This is a genomic window from Dyella ginsengisoli LA-4 (genome assembly GCF_000334915.1).
GTDB classification, from domain to species: Bacteria; Pseudomonadota; Gammaproteobacteria; order Xanthomonadales; family Rhodanobacteraceae; genus Dyella_A; species Dyella_A ginsengisoli_A.
Genome location: NZ_AMSF01000025.1, coordinates 184,159 through 204,403, shown reverse-complemented (window position 1 = coordinate 204,403; position 20,245 = coordinate 184,159). Strand labels below are relative to the sequence as shown.

Genomic DNA, 20,245 nt, shown 5'->3' with positions numbered 1-20,245 from the left:
TCGCCCGGGCCTTTTCGTTGCCGCGCGTGAACGCTCTGTCCACCGGTTCGCCCCGTGGAAATGCACTGCATTTCGACACATCTTTTATTAAACTAGACAGTGCAGTAACCCTCCCAACCCTCCAAACGCAAGGACTCCCCACCGTGCGCGCGACATCTCCCCTCCGCCGCCTTGCCCTCGCCGCCGCCCTGCTCGCACTCCCCGTGCTCTCGCAGGCCGCGACCCGGATCGAAGTGCAGGCCGGCCGCAGTTACATGGACTCCCATGGCGCCAATACCGGCTTCGTCGAGGCGGTTTTCGCTCCCCACGCGATCGGCACCACGCGCTTCACCTGGTCACCGGATGTCTCGGCCGGCTGGATCGACGGCCGCAACCTGTCGCAGTTCCGCGGCATGCGCTACGACACGAGCCCGTCGGTTGCGCTGATCGCCGCCGGCGCGCGCCTGCGCACCACCGACGAGAGCGCGTGGTACCACCCGGTGTTCTTCAGCTTCCAGGTCGCTGGCACCAACCACACCACGCAGGCGCTCTCTACGCACTACCAGTTCGTCAGCACGCTGGGCCTGCAGTTCGACCACGTCACCGTCGGCATCCGCCACATCTCCAATGGCAGCACGCACAAGCCGAACCGCGGCGAGACGATGGCCGTGGTTGGCCTCGGCTTCGACATCTGAGCCGGGCGCCGCGTATCCGGCGCCCCGGCGCCGGATGCCACGTCAAAGCAGGCGGATGCCGAACGGCTTCACCGCCCAGGCGAACAGCGCGAAGCACACCACGGTGATCACCGCGCTGATGCCCAGTGCGGGCCAGAAGCCGAAGCGCGACAGCAGGCGCGGGAAAGCGAGGAACATCGGCAGGGTCGGCACCACGTACCAGAACGTGTACCAGGCATGGTTGGCGACCTTCTCCACCGGTTGCTTCTCGACGTGCAGCCAGATCAGCGCCAGCAGCGTGACCAGCGGCAGCGAGGCGATCAACGCACCGGCGCGGTCGCTGCGTTTGGCCGCTTCGGAAACGATCACCACCACGGCGGCGGTGATCAGGTACTTGGTGATGATCCAGGGCATGGCGCGGCTCGCGATTGGTGACGTGTGATGGCATAACGACGGACCGGCATCGTATCGTCTCGCTCCGTTCCCGCCGCAACTGCGATCCTCCGTGGCCCACTCCCCGCACCACCCGCACGATCACGCCCACGCTGACGATCACGATCACGATCACGATCACGATCATCGCGACCAGGGACATGACCACGGCCACAGCCACGCACTGGCCAAGGACGCCGACCGCCGCTATCTCGCCGCGGCACTGGCGCTGCTGCTGGGTTTCACTGCCGTGGAGGTGGTGGTCGGCCTGGTCGCCGGATCGCTCGCGCTGATCTCCGATGCCGGTCACCTGCTCACCGACGCCGCCGCCATCGCGCTGGCGTTGTGGGCGATGCACCTGGCCGATCGGCCCGCCACCGGCAGCTACACCTTCGGCCTCAAGCGCGCGGAAATCCTCAGCGCCCAGGTCAACGGGCTGAGCCTGCTGCTGCTCTCGGTGTGGTTCATCGTCGAGGCGGTGATCCGGCTGGTCACGCCACCCCGGGTCGATGGCGAACTGGTCACCGTGGTCGCGACCGCCGGCATCTTCGTCAACCTCGCCGCGGTGTGGGTGATGAGCAAGGCCAACCGGCAGAGCCTCAACGTCGAGGGCAGCTTCCAGCACATCCTCACCGACCTGTACGCCTTCATCGCGACGGCCGTGGCCGGCGCGCTGGTCTGGTGGACCGGCTGGAACCGGATCGACTCCGTCGCCGCCCTGGTCGTGGCTGGACTGATGTTCAAGGCCGGCTACGCGCTGGTGCGCGATTCGGGTCGGGTATTCCTGGAGGCCGCGCCACGCGGGATGGAGCCGGCAACGATCGCCGACGCGATGCGCGCGGTCGAGGGCGTGACGGCGGTGGAGGATCTGCACGTGTGGGAAGTCACCTCGGGTTTTCCGGCACTCTCCGCCCACCTGTTCGTCAGCCGCACGCTGGACTGCCACGCCACCCGCCGCCAGGTGCAGGCAATGCTGGTCGAGCGCTTCGCGATCCGGCATGCGACGCTGCAGACCGACCACGCCAACGAGGGCGAGTCCAGCGACCGGTCGGACTCGCCCTGCGCGTTCTCCCACACGCACTGAACGTCAGAACCAGAGGCGTACGCCGGCAACGAGCTGGCGATCGGTCACCGGGCTGCCGCCGGCACGAACGAGGTCGGCCGTGCGCCCCATGCGATGCACGAACTGCACGCCGACATACGGCGCGAACTCCCGCCGGATCTCGTAGCGCAGGCGCAGCCCGAACTGCAGGTCGGACAAGCCGCGACCGATGCCGCGCCGCGGGTCGTCGCGACCGTACAGGTTGGCCTCCAGCTCCGGCTGCAGGATCAGCCGCTGGGTGAACAGCACCTCGTACTCCGCCCGCAGTCGCGCCGCGGTGCGGCCGGAAGGACCGACGTAGGCGGTGGCCTCCACCTCGAACCAGTACGGCGCCAGGCCACGGACACCGACCGCGAGCCAGTCGCGCCGCGGACCGTCGCCGAGGTCGTGGCGCGCACCGAGCGTGGTGTCCCAGTAGGCCGCGACGGCATGGCTCCACAGGGCCTCGACGTCGCCTTCCGACACGCGGGAGCGGAGGCGTTCGCCCTCGCTGCGCAGCAGCAGCTTGTCGTCGTCGTTGCCGACCCAGCCGTGCAGTTCCCAGCGCTGGCCGTGCTCGTCGCGCCCGGCGAACGCCTCGAGCTGGTCGAACTGCAGCAGCGCGAAGCGGGCGCCCTGGCCCATGTCCATGCCCGGCAGGTGGCTGGGGGCGACACCGTCGGAGTAGTCCGGACTGCGGGCATCGGCCGGCGGCGGACCGCCCTGCATGCGGCCCATGGCCATGGGGCGTCCCGACGGCCGGGTCGCGTCGCCCTGGGCAGACATCCCCGTCATGCTGGTCGGGTGCATGCCCTGCGGCACGTCATGGTGCATGCCGTGCTGCATCTCCTGAGGCATCAGGTGGGTGGCCGGCGCTGCGCCGCCGTGCATCGGCATGGGCTTCGGCGGCGGCGCACTGCTGGTCGCACGGGCGGGCATCGCCATGCCGCCCATCGTGGACGCGGTCGGTGCGGGCACGCTGGCGGCCGGCGCGGGCAGGTCCATGCCAGGCATGCCCTCCATCCCGACATGCTGGTGCTGGGCGGTCGCCCGAAAGGCCAGCATGGCGAGGACGAGCGCCAGGGCGGCGGCACGGATCATCGGCAACTTCGGACGGTCGCTCACGACACCACCACCTCGCGGAACATGCCCGCCTCCATGTGGTAGAGCATGTGGCAGTGGTACGCCCAGTGCCCCGGGGCATCGGCAGTCACCGCGTAGCTCACGCGCTGCGCCGGCTGCACGTTGATGGTGTGCTTGCGCACCTGGAACGTGCCGTGCGGATTCTCCAGCTCGCTCCACATGCCGTGCAGGTGGATCGGGTGGTTCATCATGGTGTCGTTCACCAGCACGATGCGCAGGCGTTCGCCCGCGCGGAAGTGCACCGGCGTCGCCTCGCCGTACGGCACGCCGTCGAACGACCAGGTGTAGCGCTCCATGTTGCCGGTGAGGTGCAGCTCGATCTCGCGACCGGGCGGTCGCGGATCGAGCGGACCGCCGACCGTGTGCAGGTCGGCGTAGGTCAGCACGCGGCGGCCGTTGTCGCGCAGGCCGATGCCGGGGTCGTCGAGGTTGTCGCGCGGCATGTCCACGCGCATGTCCACGCCAGGACCGTATTCGGTGCGCGCATGGCGGGCCATCGCCGGGCGCGCGTCCGATGGCCGGTCGGGCATCGCCATGCCGGGCATCGCATGGCCGGCATGCCCGACGTGGCCCATCGCCATCGCGCCCATCATGTCGACCATCGCCAGCCGCGGGCGCGGATCCAGCGGGGGCACGGCGGCGACCATGCCGGGCCGCGGCGCCAGCGTGCCGCGGGCATAGCCGCTGCGGTCGATGGCCTGGGCGAACACGGTGTAGGCGCGGTCGTCGACCGGCTCCACGATCACGTCGTAGGTCTCGGCCACGCCGATGCGGAACTCGTCCACGTCCACCGGCTCGACGTCCTGGCCGTCGGCGGCGACCACCGTCATCCGCAGGCCGGGAATGCGCACGTCGAAGAAGGTCATCGACGAGCCGTTGATGAAGCGCAGCCGCACCCGCTCGCCGGGACGGAACAGCCCGGTCCAGTTGCCCGCCGGCGCGGAGCCGTTGACCAGATAGGTATAGGTGGCGCCGGTGACATCGCTGAGGTCGGCCGGGCTCATCCGCATCGCGTTCCACATCCGGCGGCTGGCGAGTGCCTGCTGCAGGCCGTGCGCGCGCACGTCGCGGAAAAACTCCGGCGCGGTCGGCTCGGCGTAGTTGAAGTAATCGCTGTGGCGCTTGAGCGTGGCGTAGATGTGCTCGGGGTCGACGTCGGTCCAGTCCGACAGCAGCACCACGTGCTCGCGGTCCGCCGGATAGCGCTCGCCATCGGCGGGCTCGATCACCAGCGGCCCGTACAGCCCGGTCTGTTCCTGGAAGCGGCTGTGCGAGTGATACCAGTAGGTGCCGGACTGCCTGACCGGGAAGCGGTAGGTGAAGGTCTCGCCCGGGGCGATGCCGGGAAAGCTCAGCCCCGGCACGCCATCCATCGCGGCCGGCACCAGGATGCCGTGCCAGTGGATGGAAGTCGGTACGGCCAGCCGGTTGGTCACGCGCAGGGTGACCTCGGTGCCCTGGCGCCAGCGCAGTACCGGTCCCGGTACGCTGCCGTTGATCGCGGTGGCCAGCCGGCGGCGGCCGGTGAAGTCGACCGGCTGCTCGCCGATGGTCAGCGCGAAGTCGGCACCGGACAGCTCCGGTGGCGTGCCGGCGGCCGTTCCCGAGGGGCGGCTCCGGCCCGAAGCCTTCGGCACGCAGCCAAGCGCCACTGCGGCAGCGCCCAGGGCGCACCCCTGCACGAAAAGGCGACGGGAGGGATCCGGCCGTTGCACGGCCGGCGGGAAGATGGAAAAGCGGTTCATCGGTCACTCCTCGCGCGACGCCAAGCGACGCGCAAACCAGGTAGCCCGCCGGGCACCTGGCCGGACGGGAGCGGTTCGTGGGGAGGACTCAGACCATGGGGGGTCGCAACGGCGGGCTGCCGAAGCGGTGTGGCGCCGCGCCCGCCGGACTACCGGCCGGGCCGACCGGCGGCGGCAGGGCTGCCAGGATCCAACCCTCCGGCAGGATCGGCATGACGGCGGTGCAGGTGGCCGGGCAGGCGCAATGCGCGGCTGCCCCGGCGGCGGCGCAGCAGTCGGACGTGTCGGGAAGGACGCCCATCTCCGCCGAATGCGGCACGACCGCCGCCGCCATCGCATCCATCCCGCCATGGATGGCGGGGTGGACGGCAGGAAGCGCAACCGCCCCCTGCAACGCCAGGGCGAGCCAGCCCAGCAGGCCCAGCACCCACAGGCGAGACGATCGACGGAGCAGGTGCGGTGCCAGCAACATGCGGGAAAGACTACGGGGAGCCGCCCGTCCGCTCAACGCTGGAGCTGGCTCCATGCCGGCTCAGGGCTGGGTGTACCCCAGGTGCAGGGTGATCTTGTCGCCCGGCTTCAGGTCCTTCATCGACGACGGCGGAAAATGCACCACCAGCGCCATGCCGAGGGAGTCGACCTTGACCAGGCCGGTGGCCGGGTCGGCCGAAGTGACGGTGGCCGGCATGCGGTGCATGCCTTTCACGTACTGCGTGCCGTGCATGCGCTGCATGCGCATCGAGCCCATCGGGGCGGAGCCGGCAGCGGCGGGCATGGGCGTGGTCTGCGCGCAGGCGGTTCCCGCGGCCAGGGCCAGGGCAACCATGGAAGCGGCGATCGTGACGGTGCGGATCATGGCGTTCTCCTCGAGCTTGGGGATCGGGACGAAACCGCGCCACGATAGCGCGCGCCGTGTTCAGTTCAGCTGAAGACGGCGCGCGCAGCGCTCAGTGCCCGCCCGACGAGGGGCCGGCCTTGGCAGCGAACGGCGGTTTGGCCAGCCAGATCACCGCCACCAGCGCGATGAAGATCCACCCCAGCATGTGGAATACCTCGTTGAAGGCGATCTGGTAGCCCTGCTGGGTGATCATGCCGTTGATCATGCCGGCGGCCAGCTGGTCGTTGCCGCCGCCGAGCTGCTCGATCGCTCCGGTGGCCACCGGGTTGTACGGGTTGATCCGCTCGGCCAGCTGCGCGTGGTGCACCACGGCACGGTGCTCCCACAGGAAGGTGGTGATCGAGGCGGCGAAGCTGCCGCCCAGCGTGCGCAGGAAGGTCGCGAGGCCGGAACCCGCGGCGATCTCGTTCTGCTGCAGGTCCGACAGCAGGATCGACAGTACCGGCATGAAGAACAGCGCCACGCCCAGGCCCTGGATCAGCTGCACAAGGGCCACGTGGGTGAAGTCGATGCCGAGGTAGAAATCCGAACGCATGAAGCAGGTCACGCCCATCACCACGAATGCGGCCGAGGCCAGCAGGCGCAGGTCCATGCGATGCGCGTACTTGCCGACGATGAAGGTCAGCAGCACCGGGATCACGCCCAGCGGGGCGGTGGCGAAGCCGGCCCAGGTGGAGGTGTAGCCGAGGTTGCGCTGCAGCCACAGCGGCACCAGCAGGCCGATCGAAAAGAACGCGGCGTAGGCCAGCACCAGCGCCAGCGTGCCGGCGCTGAAGTTGCGGTGACGGAACAGCTTGAGGTCGACGATCGGGTCCTTGTCGGTCAGCTCCCAGATCAGGAACACCGCCAGCGCGATAGCCGAAATGATGCTGGTGACGACGATGAAGGTGGAGTTGAACCAGTCCTCGTCATTGCCCTTGTCCAGCACCACCTGCAGCGCGCCGACGCCGATGATCAGGGTGATCAGGCCGACGTAGTCGATCTTCGGCCGCTCGGTCTTCTCCACCCGCTCGCGCATCTGCGCGGCGACCACCGAACTGGCGAAGATGCCGATCGGCACGTTGATGAAGAAGATCCACGGCCAAGAGTAATTGTCGGTGATCACGCCGCCGAGGATCGGGCCGGCGATCGGCGCCACCACGGTGACCATCGCCAGCAGCGCCAGCGCCATGCCGCGTTTGGCCGGTGGATAGATCGAGATCAGCAGGCTCTGGGTGATCGGGTACATCGGGCCGGCCACCGCGCCCTGGATCGCGCGGAACAGGATCAGCATGCCCATGCTCTGCGAGACGCCGCACAGGAACGAGGTCAGCGCGAACAGCAGGGTCGACCACACGAAAAGCTTCACCTCGCCGAAGCGGCGGGTGAGGAAGCCGGTGAGCGGCAGCGAGATCGCCATGCTCACCGCGAACGAGGTGATCACCCAGGTGCTCTGGTTCGAGCTCACGCCGAGGTTGCCGGCGATGGTCGGCAGCGACACGTTGGCGATGGTCGTGTCCAGCACCTGCATGAAGGTCGCCAGCGACAGGCCGATCGTGGTCAGCGCCAGGTTGGGTGGACGGAAGGCAGTGCTCATGACGGCTCGGAGTGGGCGGGGGAGGGACCGGTGCCGCCGCCGGGGAACGGCGGCACCGGGGCGGCGGGCGGATTAGCGGCCCTTACCGCCGGCCAGGTTGGCGTGGATGATCCGGGCGATCAGGTCGTCCGCCTGGGCCAGCTGCTTCTCGTACACGTCGGTGTTGAGGATCGGCGCGGCCGGCGTCTGCTGGGCCAGCATCGGACCCTTCTGGTCATGCAGGCTCACTTCCGCGTCGCTGGACAGGCCGATGCGCAGCGGATGCGCGTCGAGCTGCTTCGGCTCGGTGAACACCACGCGCACGGGGACGCGCTGCACGATCTTGATCCAGTTGCCGGTGGCGTTCTGCGCCGGCAACAGCGAGAACGCGCTGCCGGTGCCCACGCCCAGGCTCTGCACCTTGCCCTTGTAGACCACGTCGTCGCCGTACAGGTCGGTGGTGATGTCCACCGGCTGGCCGATGCGCATGTGGGTGAGCTGGGTTTCCTTGAAGTTGGCGTCGATCCACACCTGGTGCAGCGGCACCACCGCCATCATCGGCGCACCCGGCGCCACCCGCTGGCCCAGCTGCACCGACCGCTTGGCGACGTAGCCGTCGACCGGGGCCACGATGGTGGTGCGCAGGTCGTCGAGGTAGGCGGCACGCAGCTTCGCCGCGGCGGCCTGCACGTCCGGATGGGAGGCGACCACGGTGTCGTCGACCAGCACCTTGTTGGTCTGGTACAGCTGCTCGGCATTGGTCAGCGCGCTCTCGGCGGCCGCCAGCGCGTCGCGGGCGTGCGCCAGCTCCTCGGCCGAGATCGCGCCGGACTTGACGAGATCCTTGCGGCGCGCGAAGTCGGCCCGGGCCTTGTCGACCGCCACCTTGCGCGCGGCCACGTCGGCCTGGGCACCGGCGACGTTGTTGTACAGGCCGCGCACCTTGCGCACGGTGTTGGCGAGGTTGGCCTTCGCCTCGGCCAGCGCGACCTCGGCGTTGCTCTTGTCGAGCTTCACCAGCACGTCGCCGGCGTGCACCAGGTCGCCGTCGTCGGCGCCGATGGTGACCACCGTGCCGGGAATCTGCGGCGTGATCTGCACGATGTTGCCGTTGACGTAGGCGTCATCGGTGGATTCGTACCAGCGGCCATCGAGGAAGTACCACACGGTCCAGCCGATGGCGGCCAGGACGATGACGACGAGCAGCAGCCGCAGGAACAGGCCACGGCGATTGTTGGCCGGCTTGGCCGGCGCACTGGCCGGGTTGTCGGCCGTCGGGGTATTGGGGCTGGACATGGTCGGCCTCAGGAATGATCGGAGGGGGAAACGGGGGAGGGAGAAACGGAGGGCGGCACGGCGCTGGCGTCGCGGGGGCGGTAGCCACCGCCGAGCGCGGCAAGCAATTGCACCGAGGTATCGACCTGCTGTGCCTTCAGCGCGGCCATGCCCTGCTCGGCCTGCAGCAGCTGCTGGCGTACCGTCAGCGCCTCCAGATAACTGCCGACGCCGGCCTTGTAGCGCTGCTCGGCCAGCTGCCAGGCATCGCCGGCGGCATCGAGGGCGTGCTGCTGGGCATCGATCTGGGTGCGCAGCGAATCGAGCGCGGACAGATCGTCTGCCACCTCGTTCACCGCACCCACCAGGGTCTGGTTGTACTGCGCTACCGCCATGTCGTAGGCGGCGTCCTGGCGATCGAGATTGGCGCGCAGGCGGCCGCCATCGAAGATCGGCAGGCTCAGCGACGGCCCGAACTGGTAGAAGCGCGCCGGCAACTCGAACAGGTTGTGGCCACCGGTGGCGAGCAGGCCAGCCATCGCGCCGATGCTGACATTGGGCAGGAACTCGGTCTTGGCCGCCTTGATCTGCTTGCCTGCCGCCTCGACCCGCCAGCGCGCCGCCACCAGGTCGGGACGGTGGCCGATCAGGTCCGCCGGCAGGTTCGCCGGCACCGCCACGGCGGACGGCTGCAGCACGGCCGGACGACCGATCGAGAGGCCGCGGTCCGGCCCCTTGCCCAGCAGCACCGACAGCGCCGAACGGGCCGCATCCACCGCGCGATCGGCCACTGCCTGCTGGCGCTGGGCCTGCGCGACCTCGGCGTCACCCTGCTTGAGCTGGAGCTGGCTGTCGATGCCGGCGGCGACCCGCTGTGCGGTCAGCTTGCGGGCCTCGCTGGCGCGCCGGTACTCGGCGTCGGCGACGTCCTTCTGGGCGAAGGCGTAGCCGAGCCGCGCGTAGGCGCGGGCAACATTCGCAGACAACTCGATACGCGCCGCGCGCGACTCGATGTCGGCCGCCTTGGCTGCACCGACGGCTGCTTCCCAGGCGGCTTTCTTGCCGCCCCACAGGTCCAGCCCCCAGTTGAAACTGGCGTAGCCGTACTCGGCCTTGAGGAAATGGCCGCCGATGGGGACCGACGCCGGCAGGCGTGCGCCGGACACGGCCGCGCCAGCGTTCACGCTCGGACCGCGCGCGGCGTTGGCATCGACCACGGCCGTCTGCGCCTCGCGTGCACGGGCGTCGGCCACGGCCAGGCCCGGGTTGTCGCGCAGGGCTTCGGCGATCAGCGTGTCGAGCTGCGGATCGCCCAGCGCGGTCCACCAGTCCTGGCTCGGCCAGGTCGCCTCGGCAGCGTGTACGCGCGCCAGACTCTGGTCGGTAGCCAGCGAGGACGGGTCGGTCAGCGTGCCGTTCGGATGCAGGCCGCCGCTGGTCGCACAGGCGGCCAGCAACAGCGAAAATCCGATGCCGGCCGCGAGGTGGTGCAGGCGCATGATCGTGATCTCTGGGGAGAGGGTGTGGGGGTCAGGATCGGTCGCGGAGCGCGTGCAGCACGCGCTCCAGGTAGTCGTGGAGCTGCTCGCGCTCGGTGGTGCTCAGCGAACGCTGCGCCGCTTCGAGCACGCGGTCGTTGCACGGAGTCATCTGTTGCCACAGCGCATCGCCGGCCTTGGTCAGCTCGATGCGCAGCGCGCGGCGGTCCTGCTCGTGCGGCGTACGGCGCAGCAGACCCTTGGCCTCGAGCTGGTCGAGCTGGCGGGTCATCGCGCCACCATCCAGCTCGACGGCACGGGCCAGTTCGCTCGCGCTCATCGGACCGAGCTTGGCCAGCTTCTTGAGGATCAGGAACTGGGTGAAGCGCAGGCCGATCTGCTGCGAAGCCAGCTCCGATTCCATCGCGCGGACGATCTCGGTGCGGACCAGGCCCAGCAACACGCCCAGGCTCTCAGCGGGGCCTTTGACGATCGGGCAAGAGGGGGTTGCGGCGTTCATGGCCGCGCATTCTATTGCCCTGAGTTTATTTGTCAAGGCAAATATCTATATCGCAGTCTTTGGCTGGGCAAAATTTCAGGGATCCGGTTTGGCGGGGTGCAATCCTCGAACGCGGCGGCGGGCCAGCCAGCGCCACGCCCTCAATATTCGAATGTGCTAATATACGATCCCGCTGATGGCATCGTCCGCCTCAGACTGATCGCCCACCCCGCGTGACCCCTCGCCGGTCCAGGAGCAGGAAATGGCTTCGCAGCGCCCCGATGTGAAAGCGTTCTTCGACGAACCGTCCAACACCTTCAGCTATGTGGTCTGGGACCCGGCCACCCGCCGCGCCGCGGTGATCGACAGCGTGCTCGACTACGACGCAGCTTCCGGGCGCACGCGACACGATTCGGCCGACGCCATCGTCGCCTGGGTCCGCACCCACGACCTCACCGTCGACTGGGTGATCGACACCCACGTGCACGCCGACCATCTATCCGCCGCGCCCTACATCCAGGGGCAGCTGGGCGGGCGGCTCGGTATCGGCGCGCACATCCGCACGGTGCAGGAGACCTTCGGCAAGCTGTTCAACGCGGGTACCGAGTTCGCCCGCGATGGCAGCCAGTTCGACCACCTGTTCGTCGACGGCGAGACGTACAAGGTCGGCGACATCGACGCGATGGCGATCCATACGCCGGGCCACACGCCCGCCTGCATGACCCACCTGATCGGCGACGCGGCCTTCGTCGGCGACACGCTGTTCATGCCCGACTACGGTACCGCGCGCTGCGATTTCCCGGGCGGCGATGCCGCGACGCTGTACCGCTCGATCCGCAGGATCTTCGCGCTGCCGGATGCCACGCGCATCTTCCTATGCCACGACTACAAGGCCCCGGGCCGCGATAGCTATGCGTACGAAACCACCGTGGGTGCGGAAAAGCGGCACAACCTGCACGTGCACGAAGGCATCAGCGAAGCGGAGTTCGTCGCCATGCGTACCGCGCGCGACGCCACGCTGGCCATGCCGAAGCTGATCCTGCCGTCGGTACAGATCAACATGCGTGCCGGGCACAAGCCGCCGCCGGAAGCCAACGGCGTGAGCTACCTCAAGATTCCCCTCGATGCGCTGTAAGGCGCCGGAGTGACGACACCATGGATATCCGCCCGCTGACCGACACGCTGAGCGTGTCTCCGCAGATCACTCCGTCCGACCTGGCGGCGCTGGCCGCCCAGGGCTTCCGCACGGTGATCAACAACCGTCCCGACGGTGAGGAACCCGGCCAGCCGCCATCGGCGGCGATGGCCGAGGCGGCGGCCGCCGCCGGCCTGGCCTACCGGTACATCCCGGTGGTACCGGGCCAGTTGCCGGACGCGCAGATCGATGGCTTCGCCGACGCGCTGACCGATCTGCCCGGACCGACCCTGGCGTACTGCCGCACCGGCACCCGTTCGACCACCCTGTGGGCGCTGCAGGCCGCCCGCCAGCAGCCGGCCGACGCCGTGCTGGCGCGCGCGCGCGGCGCCGGCTACGACCTGTCCGCGCTGGCGCCGCGGCTGGCCGCCATGCGTGGCGCGTGAGGCGACACCGATCGGCAGGACACCCCGGGAACCGACAGCGAGGCCGCGCCGATGCTCCAGCCTGACCTGATCCAGACCCTCGTGGCGATCGCCTGCGGTTCGGCCGTGGGCTTCTCGCTGGCGCTGATCGGCGGGGGTGGCTCGATCCTCGCGGTGCCACTGCTGCTCTATGTGGTCGGTGTGCGCGATCCGCATCTGGCGATCGGCACCAGCGCCCTGGCGGTGTCGGTGAATGCGTTCGCCAACCTCGTTCCCCACGCGCGGGCGGGCCACGTGCGCTGGAGGGCCGCCTTCATCTTCGCCGCCACCGGCGTGGTCGGCGCCTTCATCGGCTCGACCATCGGCAAGGCGGTGAACGGCCAGCGCCTGCTGGTGTTGTTCGCCCTGCTGATGATCGTGGTCGCCGCGCTGATGCTGCGTGGCCGCCGCAGCGGCGGCCCGGATCGCTATCCGCTGCCGCACGCCGGGCCGCGGCTGGCCGGAGTCGGCCTGGGTGCCGGCGCGCTGTCCGGCTTCTTCGGCATCGGCGGTGGCTTCCTGATCGTGCCGGGGCTGATGCTGGCCAGCGGCATGGAGATCATCCACGCCATCGGCACCTCGCTGTTCGCGGTGGGCGCGTTCGGCCTCACCGCGGCGGTGAACTACGCCCGCTCCGGCCTGATCGACTGGCCGGTCGCCGGCGCCTTCATCGGCGGTGGCGTGGTCGGCGGCTGGCTCGGTGCACTCGGTGCGAAGAAGCTGGCGAAGACCCGCGGCGCGCTCAACATCGTGTTCGCCGGGGTGATCATCGCCGTCGCCATCTACATGCTAGTGCGCTCGCTGCGCGGCTAGGCCGTCCCTGGCCTGCCGCGCCGGGCCGTCACGGCGTCGCCGGGCGGTTCTTCACGTAGGTGGTGAACAGCTCGTGGATACGGCGGTACTCGTCGTACCACGAGTCCGGATGCACGAAGCCGTGCCGCTCCAGCGGGTAGAGCGAGATCCAGAAGTTCTTCTTGTGCAGCTCGATCAGGCGCTGGTACAGGCGGATCGAGTCGGCGGTCATCACGTTGTCGTCGATCAGGCCGTGCTCGATCAGCAGCGGATCCTTCAGGTTCGCCGCGTACTCGATCGGCGAGCTGACCTTGTACGCCTCGGGATCGATCTGCGGGTCGTTGAGGATGTTCGAGGTGTACTCGGCGTTGTAGGTGACCCAGTCCGACGGCGGACGCAGCGCCGCGCCCGCGGCGAACTCGCCCGGCGCGCGCAGCAGCGCCATCTCGGTCATGAAGCCGCCGTAGCTGCCGCCGTAGATGCCCACGCGCTTCGGATCGACGCCGTGCTGCTTCACCAGCCAGGCCTTGCCGTCGAGGATGTCCTCCAGCTCCGGATGCCCCATGTGCCGGTAGATCGCTGTGCGCCAGGCGCGGCCGTAGCCCTCCGAGGCGCGGTAGTCCATGTCCAGCACCACGTAGCCCTCGTGCACCAGCAGGTTGTGGAACATCTGCTCGCGGAAGTAGTAGGTGGAGCCGAGCGTCACGTCCTGGGTGTAGCCGGCGCCGTGCACGAAGATCACCGCCGGGCGCGAGGCCGGCGCGTCGGTCTCGTGCGCCGGGCCGTAGTACTTGGCGTAGATCACCCCGGCACCGTGCGAGGAGGGCACCTGGACGATCTTCGGCGCGATCCAGTCGTGCGCCATGTAGGCCGGCTTCATGGTGTCGGTCAGCTCGCGCGGCGTGCCACCGGCGGCCGGCAGCACCGCCAGCTGGTCGAACACGTAGGGCGCGGAATGCAGCACCGCCAGCTGGCTGCCGTCCGGCGAAAGCGCGAACTGGTCCATGCCCTGGTATTGCGTGAGGCGAGTGAGTTCACCGCCGTCCGAAGGCACGCGGTAGACGTCGTAGCTGTAGGGCGCCACGCGGTTGGAGCGCACGTAGAACCAGCGGCCGTCCTCGCTCAGCTGCGGATGGCTGATCTCGAACCTGCCCGCGGTGAGCGGCTTCGCCTTGCCGTCCAGCGGCTTGACGTAGAGCTGCGACCAGCCGGTCTGCTCGCTCAGGTACCACAGCGTGCGGTTGTCCTTCAGCCAGCCGAAATCGTTGAAGTTCCAGTTGATCCAGGCGTCGTCGTGCAGGCGCTGCTGGTTCACCAGTGCATGTTTGGTGAAGTCCACGCTGGCGATCCAGCGGTCCTTGTTGTCGACCGCGCGCAGCTGGATCGCGAGCTGCGAACCGTCGTCGCTCCACACGATGCCGCCGCCGGAGCCGTCGTCGTCGCCGGACACGATGTGCACCGGACGCACCTTCGGCGCCTTCAGCGCATCGGCGCCGGCGCTGTCGCCGGCCTTTTCGCGGGCGGCGATCGCCTGGGCGCGCAGCGCCTTGAGCGGGTCGTCCTTGATGCCGGGCAGCACCGCGGTGTCGAGGTTGTAGGTGGCGTGCTTGGCCAGGTCGAGCAGCAGCAGCGACTGCGCGATCGGATCGTTGCGACCGACATAGGTGCGCGCGTCCTGGGTCTCGGTATAGCCGGAGTCGGTGACGTAGTGGATCACCTTCGGCGCCTCGCCCTTGGGCGCGTCCTTCGGCTCGGTCACCACCAGCATCCAGCGGCCGTCGGGCGACAGCTCGGTGTCCACCGCGGTGATCTTGTCGCCCAGCCAGAACGGCTGCGGCGCGCGGCTGGGATCGACCGCGTCGAGCGTCTTCTGCCGCGCGCGCACGGCGTCCTTGTCGGCCTTGATCTGGCGCAGCGTGCTGAACAGGTCGAGCTGGTGCTCGCGCAGCGTGTCGGGCTTCTCCGCGTGCGGATCGTCGGCGAACTTCAGCACCGCGGCCGGACCGCTGACGCCGCTGGCCAGGTCGTAGCTGTACCAGTCGTTGCCCTGGCGGTACTGCAGCGCGCGGCCATCGGCGGAGAACTGCGGCGCGGACTCGTCTTCCGGCGTGCGGGTGACCTGGGTGCGCCGACCGCTGGCCAGGTCGACCACGAACACGTCGCCGTGGCGGATGAAGGCCGCGTGCGCGTGGCGGCGGTCGTACACCGCCGGGCCGTCGGCCTGCGCCACCGCGGCCGGATCCAGCTTCTCGCCGCGACCGGTGGCCGGATCGACACGGTACAGGTCGCGCACCGGGCTGCCGTCGCGCTGCACCTGGTAGTACAGCGAGCGGCCGTCCACGCTCCAGTACGGCGACTCGACCGGATGCCCGATCCAGTCCGGGTTGGCCATGATGGTTTCCATGTCCAGCGGCGCAGGCGAAGCGGCGGGGGTGGCGGCATGGGCGGGCAGCGCGAGCAGGGCGGCGAGGCCGGCGAGCACGGTTCGGTGCATGGGTGGCTCCACGGTGACAATCTTCTGAGCGTAACCAGCCCCGGCCTGCCGTGCCTACCGCCCAAGGTCATGGGTGGGGCGCGCAAGGAATTGCGCCAGTTCCGGTGGCGCACGGCGGCGGCCCTGTCGCCGGTGCGGCTGGCAGCGTCCCCGGCCATCGTGGAGACTGGGCCCCCTTTTCCGCTGTCGAGTCCCCCGCATGAGCCTGCTGCCCACCGTCGAGCGCGAAACCGGTACCGATCCCACCCACAGCGTGATCTGGCTGCATGGCCTGGGCGCGGACGGCAACGACTTCGCGCCGATCGTGCCGGAGCTGGTGTCGCCGCAGTGGCCAGCGCTGCGCTTCGTCTTTCCCCACGCGCCGGTACGTCCGGTGACGATCAACGGCGGCATGCCGATGCGTGCCTGGTACGACATCCTCGGCTTCGATCTGCTGAGCCGGCAGGATGCGACCGGGATGCGTGCGTCGGTCGAAGCGGTGGAGGCGCTGATCGCCCGCGAGCACGAGCGTGGCGTGCCCGGCGAACGGATCGTGCTGGCCGGCTTTTCGCAGGGCGGCGCGATCGCACTGGCGGCGGGCCTGCGCCACGCGCAGCGGCTGGCCGGCATCGTCGCGCTTTCCACCTATCTGCCGCTGGCCGACACGCTGGCCACCGAGCGCAGCCCGGCGAATGCGCAGGCGCCGATCTTCTGGGGCCACGGCACGATGGATCCGGTCGTCGCCCTGCAGCGCGGCCTCGATTCGCGCGCAGCGCTGGAGGCGCTGGGTTACGCGGTCGACTGGCACACCTATCCGATGCCGCACTCGGTCTGCGCCGAGGAAATCGCCGACCTGCGCCGCTGGTTCGACGCGCGACTGGCCGGCTGATCGCCACCCCGACCGTACGGCATACTGCTGCCGATGCCGCCCGCGACCGCACCCCGCCCCGCCAGCCCGCTGCCGGATTTCTGCGCCCTGCCGGCGCTGTTCGCGATCCTGCTGGTCGGCGCGCTGGCGGTCACCGTGATGTGGCTGGCACCGGATACGCGCTTCAGCTGGCGGGGCTACAGCGTCGCCATGGCGTTCGTCGCCTGGCTGGCGATGCTCGAGACGCTGGCGCTGTGCAAGGCCAGACCCTGGCTGGCACGCCTTTCGGGCTGGATGCCGTATGCCGGCGTCTGGCTGGTGATCGTGCTGGTGGTGATCGCGGCCAGCCTGGCCGGCCGCTGGCTGGACCGGGTGCTGGGCCTGGCCCTGGTCGACGGTGGCTATGTGAGCTTCGCCCGCGCCAACGTGCTGGTGGCCGCCCTGCTGGCCGCGGCGATGCTCCGCTATTTCTATGTACTCGGGCAGTGGCAGCTGCGGCTGGCGGCGGCCGCCCGGGCACAGGTCGCCGCGCTGCAGGCACGCATCCGCCCGCACTTCCTGTTCAACAGCATGAACACCGTCGCCGCCCTGGTGCGGGTGGACCCGGATGCGGCCGAACGCACCATCGAGGATCTGTCCGAACTGTTCCGCGCGGCGCTGGGCGAGCAGGGTGGCGGCGACGACACGCTGGCCGAGGAATGGGCGCTGGTGGATCGCTACCTGGCGATCGAGCAGCTGCGGCTGGGCGAGCGCCTGCACGTGCATCGCGAACTGGGCACGCTTCCGCCGGACTTCCCGCTGCCGCGCCTGCTGCTGCAGCCCCTGGTGGAAAACGCCGTGCGGCACGGCATCCAGCCGCTGCGCGAGGGAGGCGAGATCCGGCTGGAAGGGCGCGTCGACCAGGACATGCTGGTGATCGAGATCAGCAACCCGCTGCCTCCGGCCCCCACGCCAAGGGGCAACGGGCAGGGCCTCGACAACGTGCGCCAGCGGGTCGCCTATCGCTACGGCGCACGCGCGCGGGTCGAGGCCGGACCGGTCGGCGACCGCTTCGTGGTGCAACTGCGCCTGCCGGTGTCCGGTGGACGCGATGGCTGAGCGCGACCCGATGCGGGTGCTGATCGTCGACGACGAACCGCTGGCGCGGATGCGGCTGGCGGCGCTGGTCGGGCAGTGCGAAGGAGCCGAAGTGGTCGGACAGGCCGGCGACGGCGAAGCGGCGCTGACGGCGATCGGCGAGCTTTCGCCGGACGTACTGCTGCTGGACATCAACATGCCCGGGCTCGACGGCACGGCCCTGGCCCGCCGTCTGGGCAACCGGGCCCGGCCCCAGGTGGTGTTCTGCACCGCTTACGAGAATCACGCGGTCACCGCCTTCGAGCTGGGCGCGGTCGACTACCTGCTCAAGCCGGTGCGGCTGGATCGGCTGCGCGAGGCGCTGGCGCGCGCCGGGCGGCGGAGGGAGGCGGCGCCGAAGCAGGCTGCGGGCTACCTGCATGCTCGCCAGCGTGGCGAGGAAGTGCGCATTGCGCTGGACGAGGTGATCGCACTGCAGGCCGAGGACAAGTACGTGGCGGTCCTGCACGGCGGCGGCGAACTGCTGATCGAGGAATCCCTGCGCCAGCTCGAGGAGGCCTACCCCGACCAGCTGATCCGCCTGCACCGCAGCTGCCTGGTGCCGCAGTCACGGCTGGTCGGGCTGAAGACGCTGGGCGACGGTCGCACGCTGGCCCGGCTGGCGGGGAGCGAGCTGCAGCCGGAGGTCAGCCGGCGCAACCTGCCTGCGGTCCGCCGGCTGTTGCGCATGGGCTGAGCCGCCCGCGCGGGGAGACCTTGCGCCGCACTGCCCCGCCGGCTCGAATGCGGGACAATGCACGCTTCCACCGCGCCGTTCCCACCACCGCCGAGGCCCGAATGACCCCGACCACGCTGCGTATCGCCACCCGCAAGAGCGCACTCGCCCTGTGGCAGGCCGAGCACGTCGCCGCGCAACTGCGCGCAGCGCATCCCGGGCTGGAGGTGGAGCTGGTGCCGATGAGCACGCGCGGCGACGAGATCCTCGACCGGCCGCTGGCGACGATCGGTGGCAAGGGGCTGTTCCTCAAGGAACTGGAAGTGGCGATGCTCGAGGATCGCGCCGACCTCGCCGTGCATTCGCTCAAGGACGTCCCGGCCGAACTGGAACCCGGCTTCGCGCTGCCTGCGATCCTGGCGCGTGCGGATTGCGCCGACGCCTTCGTCAGCAACCATTACCAGGATCTGGCGGCGCTGCCGCAAGGCGCGCGGGTCGGCACCTCCTCGTTGCGCCGGCAGGCGCAGCTGCGCGCGGCACGGCCGGACCTCGAACTGCTCGACCTGCGTGGCAACGTCGGCACGCGCCTGGCCAAGCTCGATGCAGGCGGCTACGACGCGATCCTGCTGGCCTGCGCGGGGCTCGACCGCCTCGGCCTGTCGGGCCGCATCCGCAGCCTGCTGGTCGCTCCGGACTGGCTGCCCGCACCCGGCCAGGCCGCCATCGCGATCGAGGCGCGCGACGACCGTCCCGATGTGCTCGAGCTGCTGCGTGCGCTGGACGATGTCGATACCCGGCTGACGGTGACCGCCGAGCGTGCGATGAACCATGCGCTGGGCGGCAGCTGCTCGGTCCCGGTCGGTGCGTGGTGCATGCGCACCGAGCGCGGCCTGCACCTGCGCGGACTGGTCGGCGATCCGCAGGGTGGCAGCCTGCTGCATGCCCAGGCGGACGGCCCCGAGCAGTCGCCGGAAGCGCTCGGCCGCGCCGTGGCCGATTCGCTGCTGGCACAGGGCGCGGCGGCGTTCCTGGGTCGGCACTGAGTACCTGCAAACAGAAAACCGGCGGCCGCAGGCCGCCGGTTTTCCTTCGCCAAGAGGGCGACCGCGTCAGAAGTTGTAGACGAGGTTCGTGGTGGTCAGCGTATCGGTGCTCTTGGAGCCTGGCTGGGTGTCGCTGTTGTAGCGCACCTGGAAACCGAGCTTGAGCGCCATCTTCTTGGTCATGCTGACCGAGAGCCCGGCGTCGTTCTGGTAGTACTTGTTCTTCGAGCCCGCTTCGGTCAGCAGGGTGTCTTCGAACGCGGTGTTGTCGGTCAGGCGGTACTTGAAGTTCGCCAGGCCACGCGCCACCGCCTCGCCCTGGGTCGGCTGGCGCACCTTCAGGGTCGTGCCGTTCACATCCTGCTGCTCGTCGGCCGGCCGGTACCGCTTGTAACCGGGACCGATTTCGAACGAGAGCTCGGTGCGCTGGCTCTTCAGGGCGATGTACCCGTAGCCGAGCGACACCGTGCCCTGCCACAGGTTGGCGCCGAAATCGTCGTGCTCGTAGCGGAGGGCGCCGACGATGTAGCTGCGCGGATCCAGCTTGTAGCCGACCGAAGCGCCGCTGTCATAGCGGTTGGCCGTGGTGCTGAAGCGGTTCACGGTGTTGCCGGCGGCGTCCTTGACACTCACCTCGCCCTTCGAACGCAGGCCGTTGAGGAAGAAGTTGTTGCGCCACAACTCGTTTTCCTGGCTGAGGCCGAGCTTGGCGTTGAGGTTCTCCGAGCGCGAGTTGCCGCGGGCGGAGGCGAAGCCGAATTCGCCCGAACCGCTCCAGCCACCATTGTCGGTGGCACTGGCATCGGACCCGGCGGCAGCGCCGCCGGCAGTGGTCTGGGCATGCACATGGCCGGCCATCAGCGTGGCGGCCAGCAGGAGAGCAAGCGGGGTCTTGTTCATCGAGGGGACTATCCGATTG

At 69.5% G+C, this 20,245-nt stretch carries 20 protein-coding genes; 9 read left to right on the top strand and 11 right to left on the bottom strand.

Annotated elements, in window-relative coordinates:
- Positions 1-143 precede the first annotated feature (143 nt).
- Positions 144-674 (top strand): acyloxyacyl hydrolase, encoded by a 531-nt coding sequence (locus C693_RS0107990; RefSeq protein WP_043598539.1) that lies wholly within the window; start codon positions 144-146, stop codon positions 672-674.
- Positions 675-716: 42 nt separating this feature from the next.
- Here C693_RS0107990 and C693_RS0107985 read toward each other — a convergent pair whose 3' ends face one another.
- Complete coding sequence (locus C693_RS0107985; protein ID WP_017461741.1) at positions 717-1,067, bottom strand: DUF3147 family protein; 351 nt, start codon at positions 1,065-1,067, stop codon at positions 717-719.
- A 91-nt stretch (positions 1,068-1,158) separates the two neighbouring features.
- On the opposite strand from C693_RS0107985, the gene C693_RS0107980 reads away from it, so the two are divergent.
- Positions 1,159-2,169, top strand: coding sequence for a cation diffusion facilitator family transporter (locus C693_RS0107980; RefSeq protein WP_017461740.1), 1,011 nt, complete (start codon positions 1,159-1,161; stop codon positions 2,167-2,169).
- Positions 2,170-2,172: 3 nt separating this feature from the next.
- On the opposite strand, the gene C693_RS21365 is transcribed toward C693_RS0107980, so the two are convergent.
- From C693_RS21365 to C693_RS0107940, 8 genes are all read right to left on the bottom strand, one after another.
- A complete protein-coding gene (locus C693_RS21365; protein ID WP_017461739.1) occupies positions 2,173-3,291 on the bottom strand; it encodes a copper resistance protein B in 1,119 nt (372 codons plus the stop codon).
- Positions 3,288-5,054 carry a copper resistance system multicopper oxidase gene (locus C693_RS0107970; RefSeq protein ID WP_017461738.1) on the bottom strand — a complete coding sequence of 589 codons (1,767 nt, stop codon included), beginning with the start codon at positions 5,052-5,054 and terminating at the stop codon, positions 3,288-3,290. Before C693_RS0107970 ends, C693_RS21365 begins: the two co-directional genes overlap by 4 nt.
- An 88-nt stretch (positions 5,055-5,142) precedes the next feature.
- Complete coding sequence (locus tag C693_RS21360) at positions 5,143-5,526, bottom strand: hypothetical protein (RefSeq protein ID WP_017461737.1); 384 nt, start codon at positions 5,524-5,526, stop codon at positions 5,143-5,145.
- A gap of 60 nt (positions 5,527-5,586) precedes the next feature.
- Positions 5,587-5,910 carry a hypothetical protein gene (locus C693_RS0107960; RefSeq protein WP_017461736.1) on the bottom strand — a complete coding sequence of 108 codons (324 nt, stop codon included), beginning with the start codon at positions 5,908-5,910 and terminating at the stop codon, positions 5,587-5,589.
- Between the two features lie 91 nt (positions 5,911-6,001).
- Positions 6,002-7,528, bottom strand: a complete 1,527-nt coding sequence (locus C693_RS0107955) for a DHA2 family efflux MFS transporter permease subunit (RefSeq protein ID WP_017461735.1) — start codon at positions 7,526-7,528, stop codon at positions 6,002-6,004.
- 72 nt (positions 7,529-7,600) lie between these two features.
- The gene (locus C693_RS0107950; RefSeq protein ID WP_017461734.1) at positions 7,601-8,803 is read right to left on the bottom strand and encodes an efflux RND transporter periplasmic adaptor subunit; all 1,203 of its coding nucleotides are present in this window, start codon (positions 8,801-8,803) and stop codon (positions 7,601-7,603) included.
- 8 nt (positions 8,804-8,811) lie between these two features.
- Positions 8,812-10,281 (bottom strand): efflux transporter outer membrane subunit, encoded by a 1,470-nt coding sequence (locus tag C693_RS0107945; RefSeq protein WP_017461733.1) that lies wholly within the window; start codon positions 10,279-10,281, stop codon positions 8,812-8,814.
- A 31-nt stretch (positions 10,282-10,312) separates the two neighbouring features.
- On the bottom strand, positions 10,313-10,780 hold the full coding sequence (locus C693_RS0107940) for a MarR family winged helix-turn-helix transcriptional regulator (RefSeq protein ID WP_026107265.1): 468 nt from the start codon (positions 10,778-10,780) through the stop codon (positions 10,313-10,315).
- A gap of 241 nt (positions 10,781-11,021) precedes the next feature.
- On the opposite strand from C693_RS0107940, the gene C693_RS0107935 reads away from it, so the two are divergent.
- From C693_RS0107935 to C693_RS0107925, 3 genes are read left to right on the top strand one after another with little or no spacing between them, the layout of a single operon-like run.
- Positions 11,022-11,894, top strand: coding sequence for an MBL fold metallo-hydrolase (locus C693_RS0107935; RefSeq protein WP_017461731.1), 873 nt, complete (start codon positions 11,022-11,024; stop codon positions 11,892-11,894).
- A gap of 20 nt (positions 11,895-11,914) precedes the next feature.
- Positions 11,915-12,340, top strand: coding sequence for a TIGR01244 family sulfur transferase (locus C693_RS0107930; RefSeq protein WP_017461730.1), 426 nt, complete (start codon positions 11,915-11,917; stop codon positions 12,338-12,340).
- Positions 12,341-12,391: 51 nt separating this feature from the next.
- Complete coding sequence (locus C693_RS0107925) at positions 12,392-13,171, top strand: sulfite exporter TauE/SafE family protein (protein WP_017461729.1); 780 nt, start codon at positions 12,392-12,394, stop codon at positions 13,169-13,171.
- Positions 13,172-13,199: 28 nt separating this feature from the next.
- Here the strand turns inward: C693_RS0107925 and C693_RS0107920 are convergent, their stop codons facing one another.
- Positions 13,200-15,644 (bottom strand): S9 family peptidase, encoded by a 2,445-nt coding sequence (locus C693_RS0107920; RefSeq protein WP_017461728.1) that lies wholly within the window; start codon positions 15,642-15,644, stop codon positions 13,200-13,202.
- Between the two features lie 199 nt (positions 15,645-15,843).
- On the opposite strand from C693_RS0107920, the gene C693_RS0107915 reads away from it, so the two are divergent.
- The 4 genes from C693_RS0107915 to hemC all read left to right on the top strand — a co-directional run bounded on the left by C693_RS0107915 (position 15,844) and on the right by hemC (position 19,326).
- Positions 15,844-16,512 (top strand): alpha/beta hydrolase, encoded by a 669-nt coding sequence (locus C693_RS0107915; RefSeq protein WP_017461727.1) that lies wholly within the window; start codon positions 15,844-15,846, stop codon positions 16,510-16,512.
- A 33-nt stretch (positions 16,513-16,545) separates the two neighbouring features.
- Complete coding sequence (locus C693_RS0107910; RefSeq protein WP_017461726.1) at positions 16,546-17,589, top strand: sensor histidine kinase; 1,044 nt, start codon at positions 16,546-16,548, stop codon at positions 17,587-17,589.
- Between the two features lie 10 nt (positions 17,590-17,599).
- Positions 17,600-18,304, top strand: coding sequence for a LytR/AlgR family response regulator transcription factor (locus C693_RS0107905; protein ID WP_026107264.1), 705 nt, complete (start codon positions 17,600-17,602; stop codon positions 18,302-18,304).
- Between the two features lie 101 nt (positions 18,305-18,405).
- The gene (gene hemC, locus C693_RS0107900; RefSeq protein WP_026107263.1) at positions 18,406-19,326 is read left to right on the top strand and encodes a hydroxymethylbilane synthase; all 921 of its coding nucleotides are present in this window, start codon (positions 18,406-18,408) and stop codon (positions 19,324-19,326) included.
- Positions 19,327-19,392: 66 nt separating this feature from the next.
- Here hemC and C693_RS0107895 read toward each other — a convergent pair whose 3' ends face one another.
- The gene (locus C693_RS0107895; protein ID WP_017461723.1) at positions 19,393-20,226 is read right to left on the bottom strand and encodes a DUF481 domain-containing protein; all 834 of its coding nucleotides are present in this window, start codon (positions 20,224-20,226) and stop codon (positions 19,393-19,395) included.
- Positions 20,227-20,245 lie beyond the last annotated feature (19 nt).

Excerpts from the sequence above, each read along its gene's own strand:
- C693_RS0107945 (WP_017461733.1), bottom strand. The coding sequence starts at position 10,281 with ATGCGCCTGCACCACCTCGCGGCCGGCATCGGATTTTCGCTGTTGCTG.
- C693_RS0107940 (WP_026107265.1), bottom strand. The coding sequence starts at position 10,780 with ATGAACGCCGCAACCCCCTCTTGCCCGATCGTCAAAGGCCCCGCTGAG.
- C693_RS0107960 (WP_017461736.1), bottom strand. The coding sequence starts at position 5,910 with ATGATCCGCACCGTCACGATCGCCGCTTCCATGGTTGCCCTGGCCCTG.
- C693_RS0107955 (WP_017461735.1), bottom strand. The coding sequence starts at position 7,528 with ATGAGCACTGCCTTCCGTCCACCCAACCTGGCGCTGACCACGATCGGC.
- C693_RS0107930 (WP_017461730.1), top strand. The coding sequence starts at position 11,915 with ATGGATATCCGCCCGCTGACCGACACGCTGAGCGTGTCTCCGCAGATC.
- C693_RS0107905 (WP_026107264.1), top strand. The coding sequence starts at position 17,600 with ATGCGGGTGCTGATCGTCGACGACGAACCGCTGGCGCGGATGCGGCTG.
- C693_RS0107910 (WP_017461726.1), top strand. The coding sequence starts at position 16,546 with ATGCCGCCCGCGACCGCACCCCGCCCCGCCAGCCCGCTGCCGGATTTC.
- C693_RS0107935 (WP_017461731.1), top strand. The coding sequence starts at position 11,022 with ATGGCTTCGCAGCGCCCCGATGTGAAAGCGTTCTTCGACGAACCGTCC.
- C693_RS0107925 (WP_017461729.1), top strand. The coding sequence starts at position 12,392 with ATGCTCCAGCCTGACCTGATCCAGACCCTCGTGGCGATCGCCTGCGGT.
- C693_RS0107985 (WP_017461741.1), bottom strand. The coding sequence starts at position 1,067 with ATGCCCTGGATCATCACCAAGTACCTGATCACCGCCGCCGTGGTGGTG.
- hemC (WP_026107263.1), top strand. The coding sequence starts at position 18,406 with ATGACCCCGACCACGCTGCGTATCGCCACCCGCAAGAGCGCACTCGCC.
- C693_RS0107920 (WP_017461728.1), bottom strand. The coding sequence starts at position 15,644 with ATGCACCGAACCGTGCTCGCCGGCCTCGCCGCCCTGCTCGCGCTGCCC.
- C693_RS0107950 (WP_017461734.1), bottom strand. The coding sequence starts at position 8,803 with ATGTCCAGCCCCAATACCCCGACGGCCGACAACCCGGCCAGTGCGCCG.
- C693_RS0107895 (WP_017461723.1), bottom strand. The coding sequence starts at position 20,226 with ATGAACAAGACCCCGCTTGCTCTCCTGCTGGCCGCCACGCTGATGGCC.
- C693_RS21360 (WP_017461737.1), bottom strand. The coding sequence starts at position 5,526 with ATGTTGCTGGCACCGCACCTGCTCCGTCGATCGTCTCGCCTGTGGGTG.
- C693_RS0107970 (WP_017461738.1), bottom strand. The coding sequence starts at position 5,054 with ATGAACCGCTTTTCCATCTTCCCGCCGGCCGTGCAACGGCCGGATCCC.
- C693_RS0107915 (WP_017461727.1), top strand. The coding sequence starts at position 15,844 with ATGAGCCTGCTGCCCACCGTCGAGCGCGAAACCGGTACCGATCCCACC.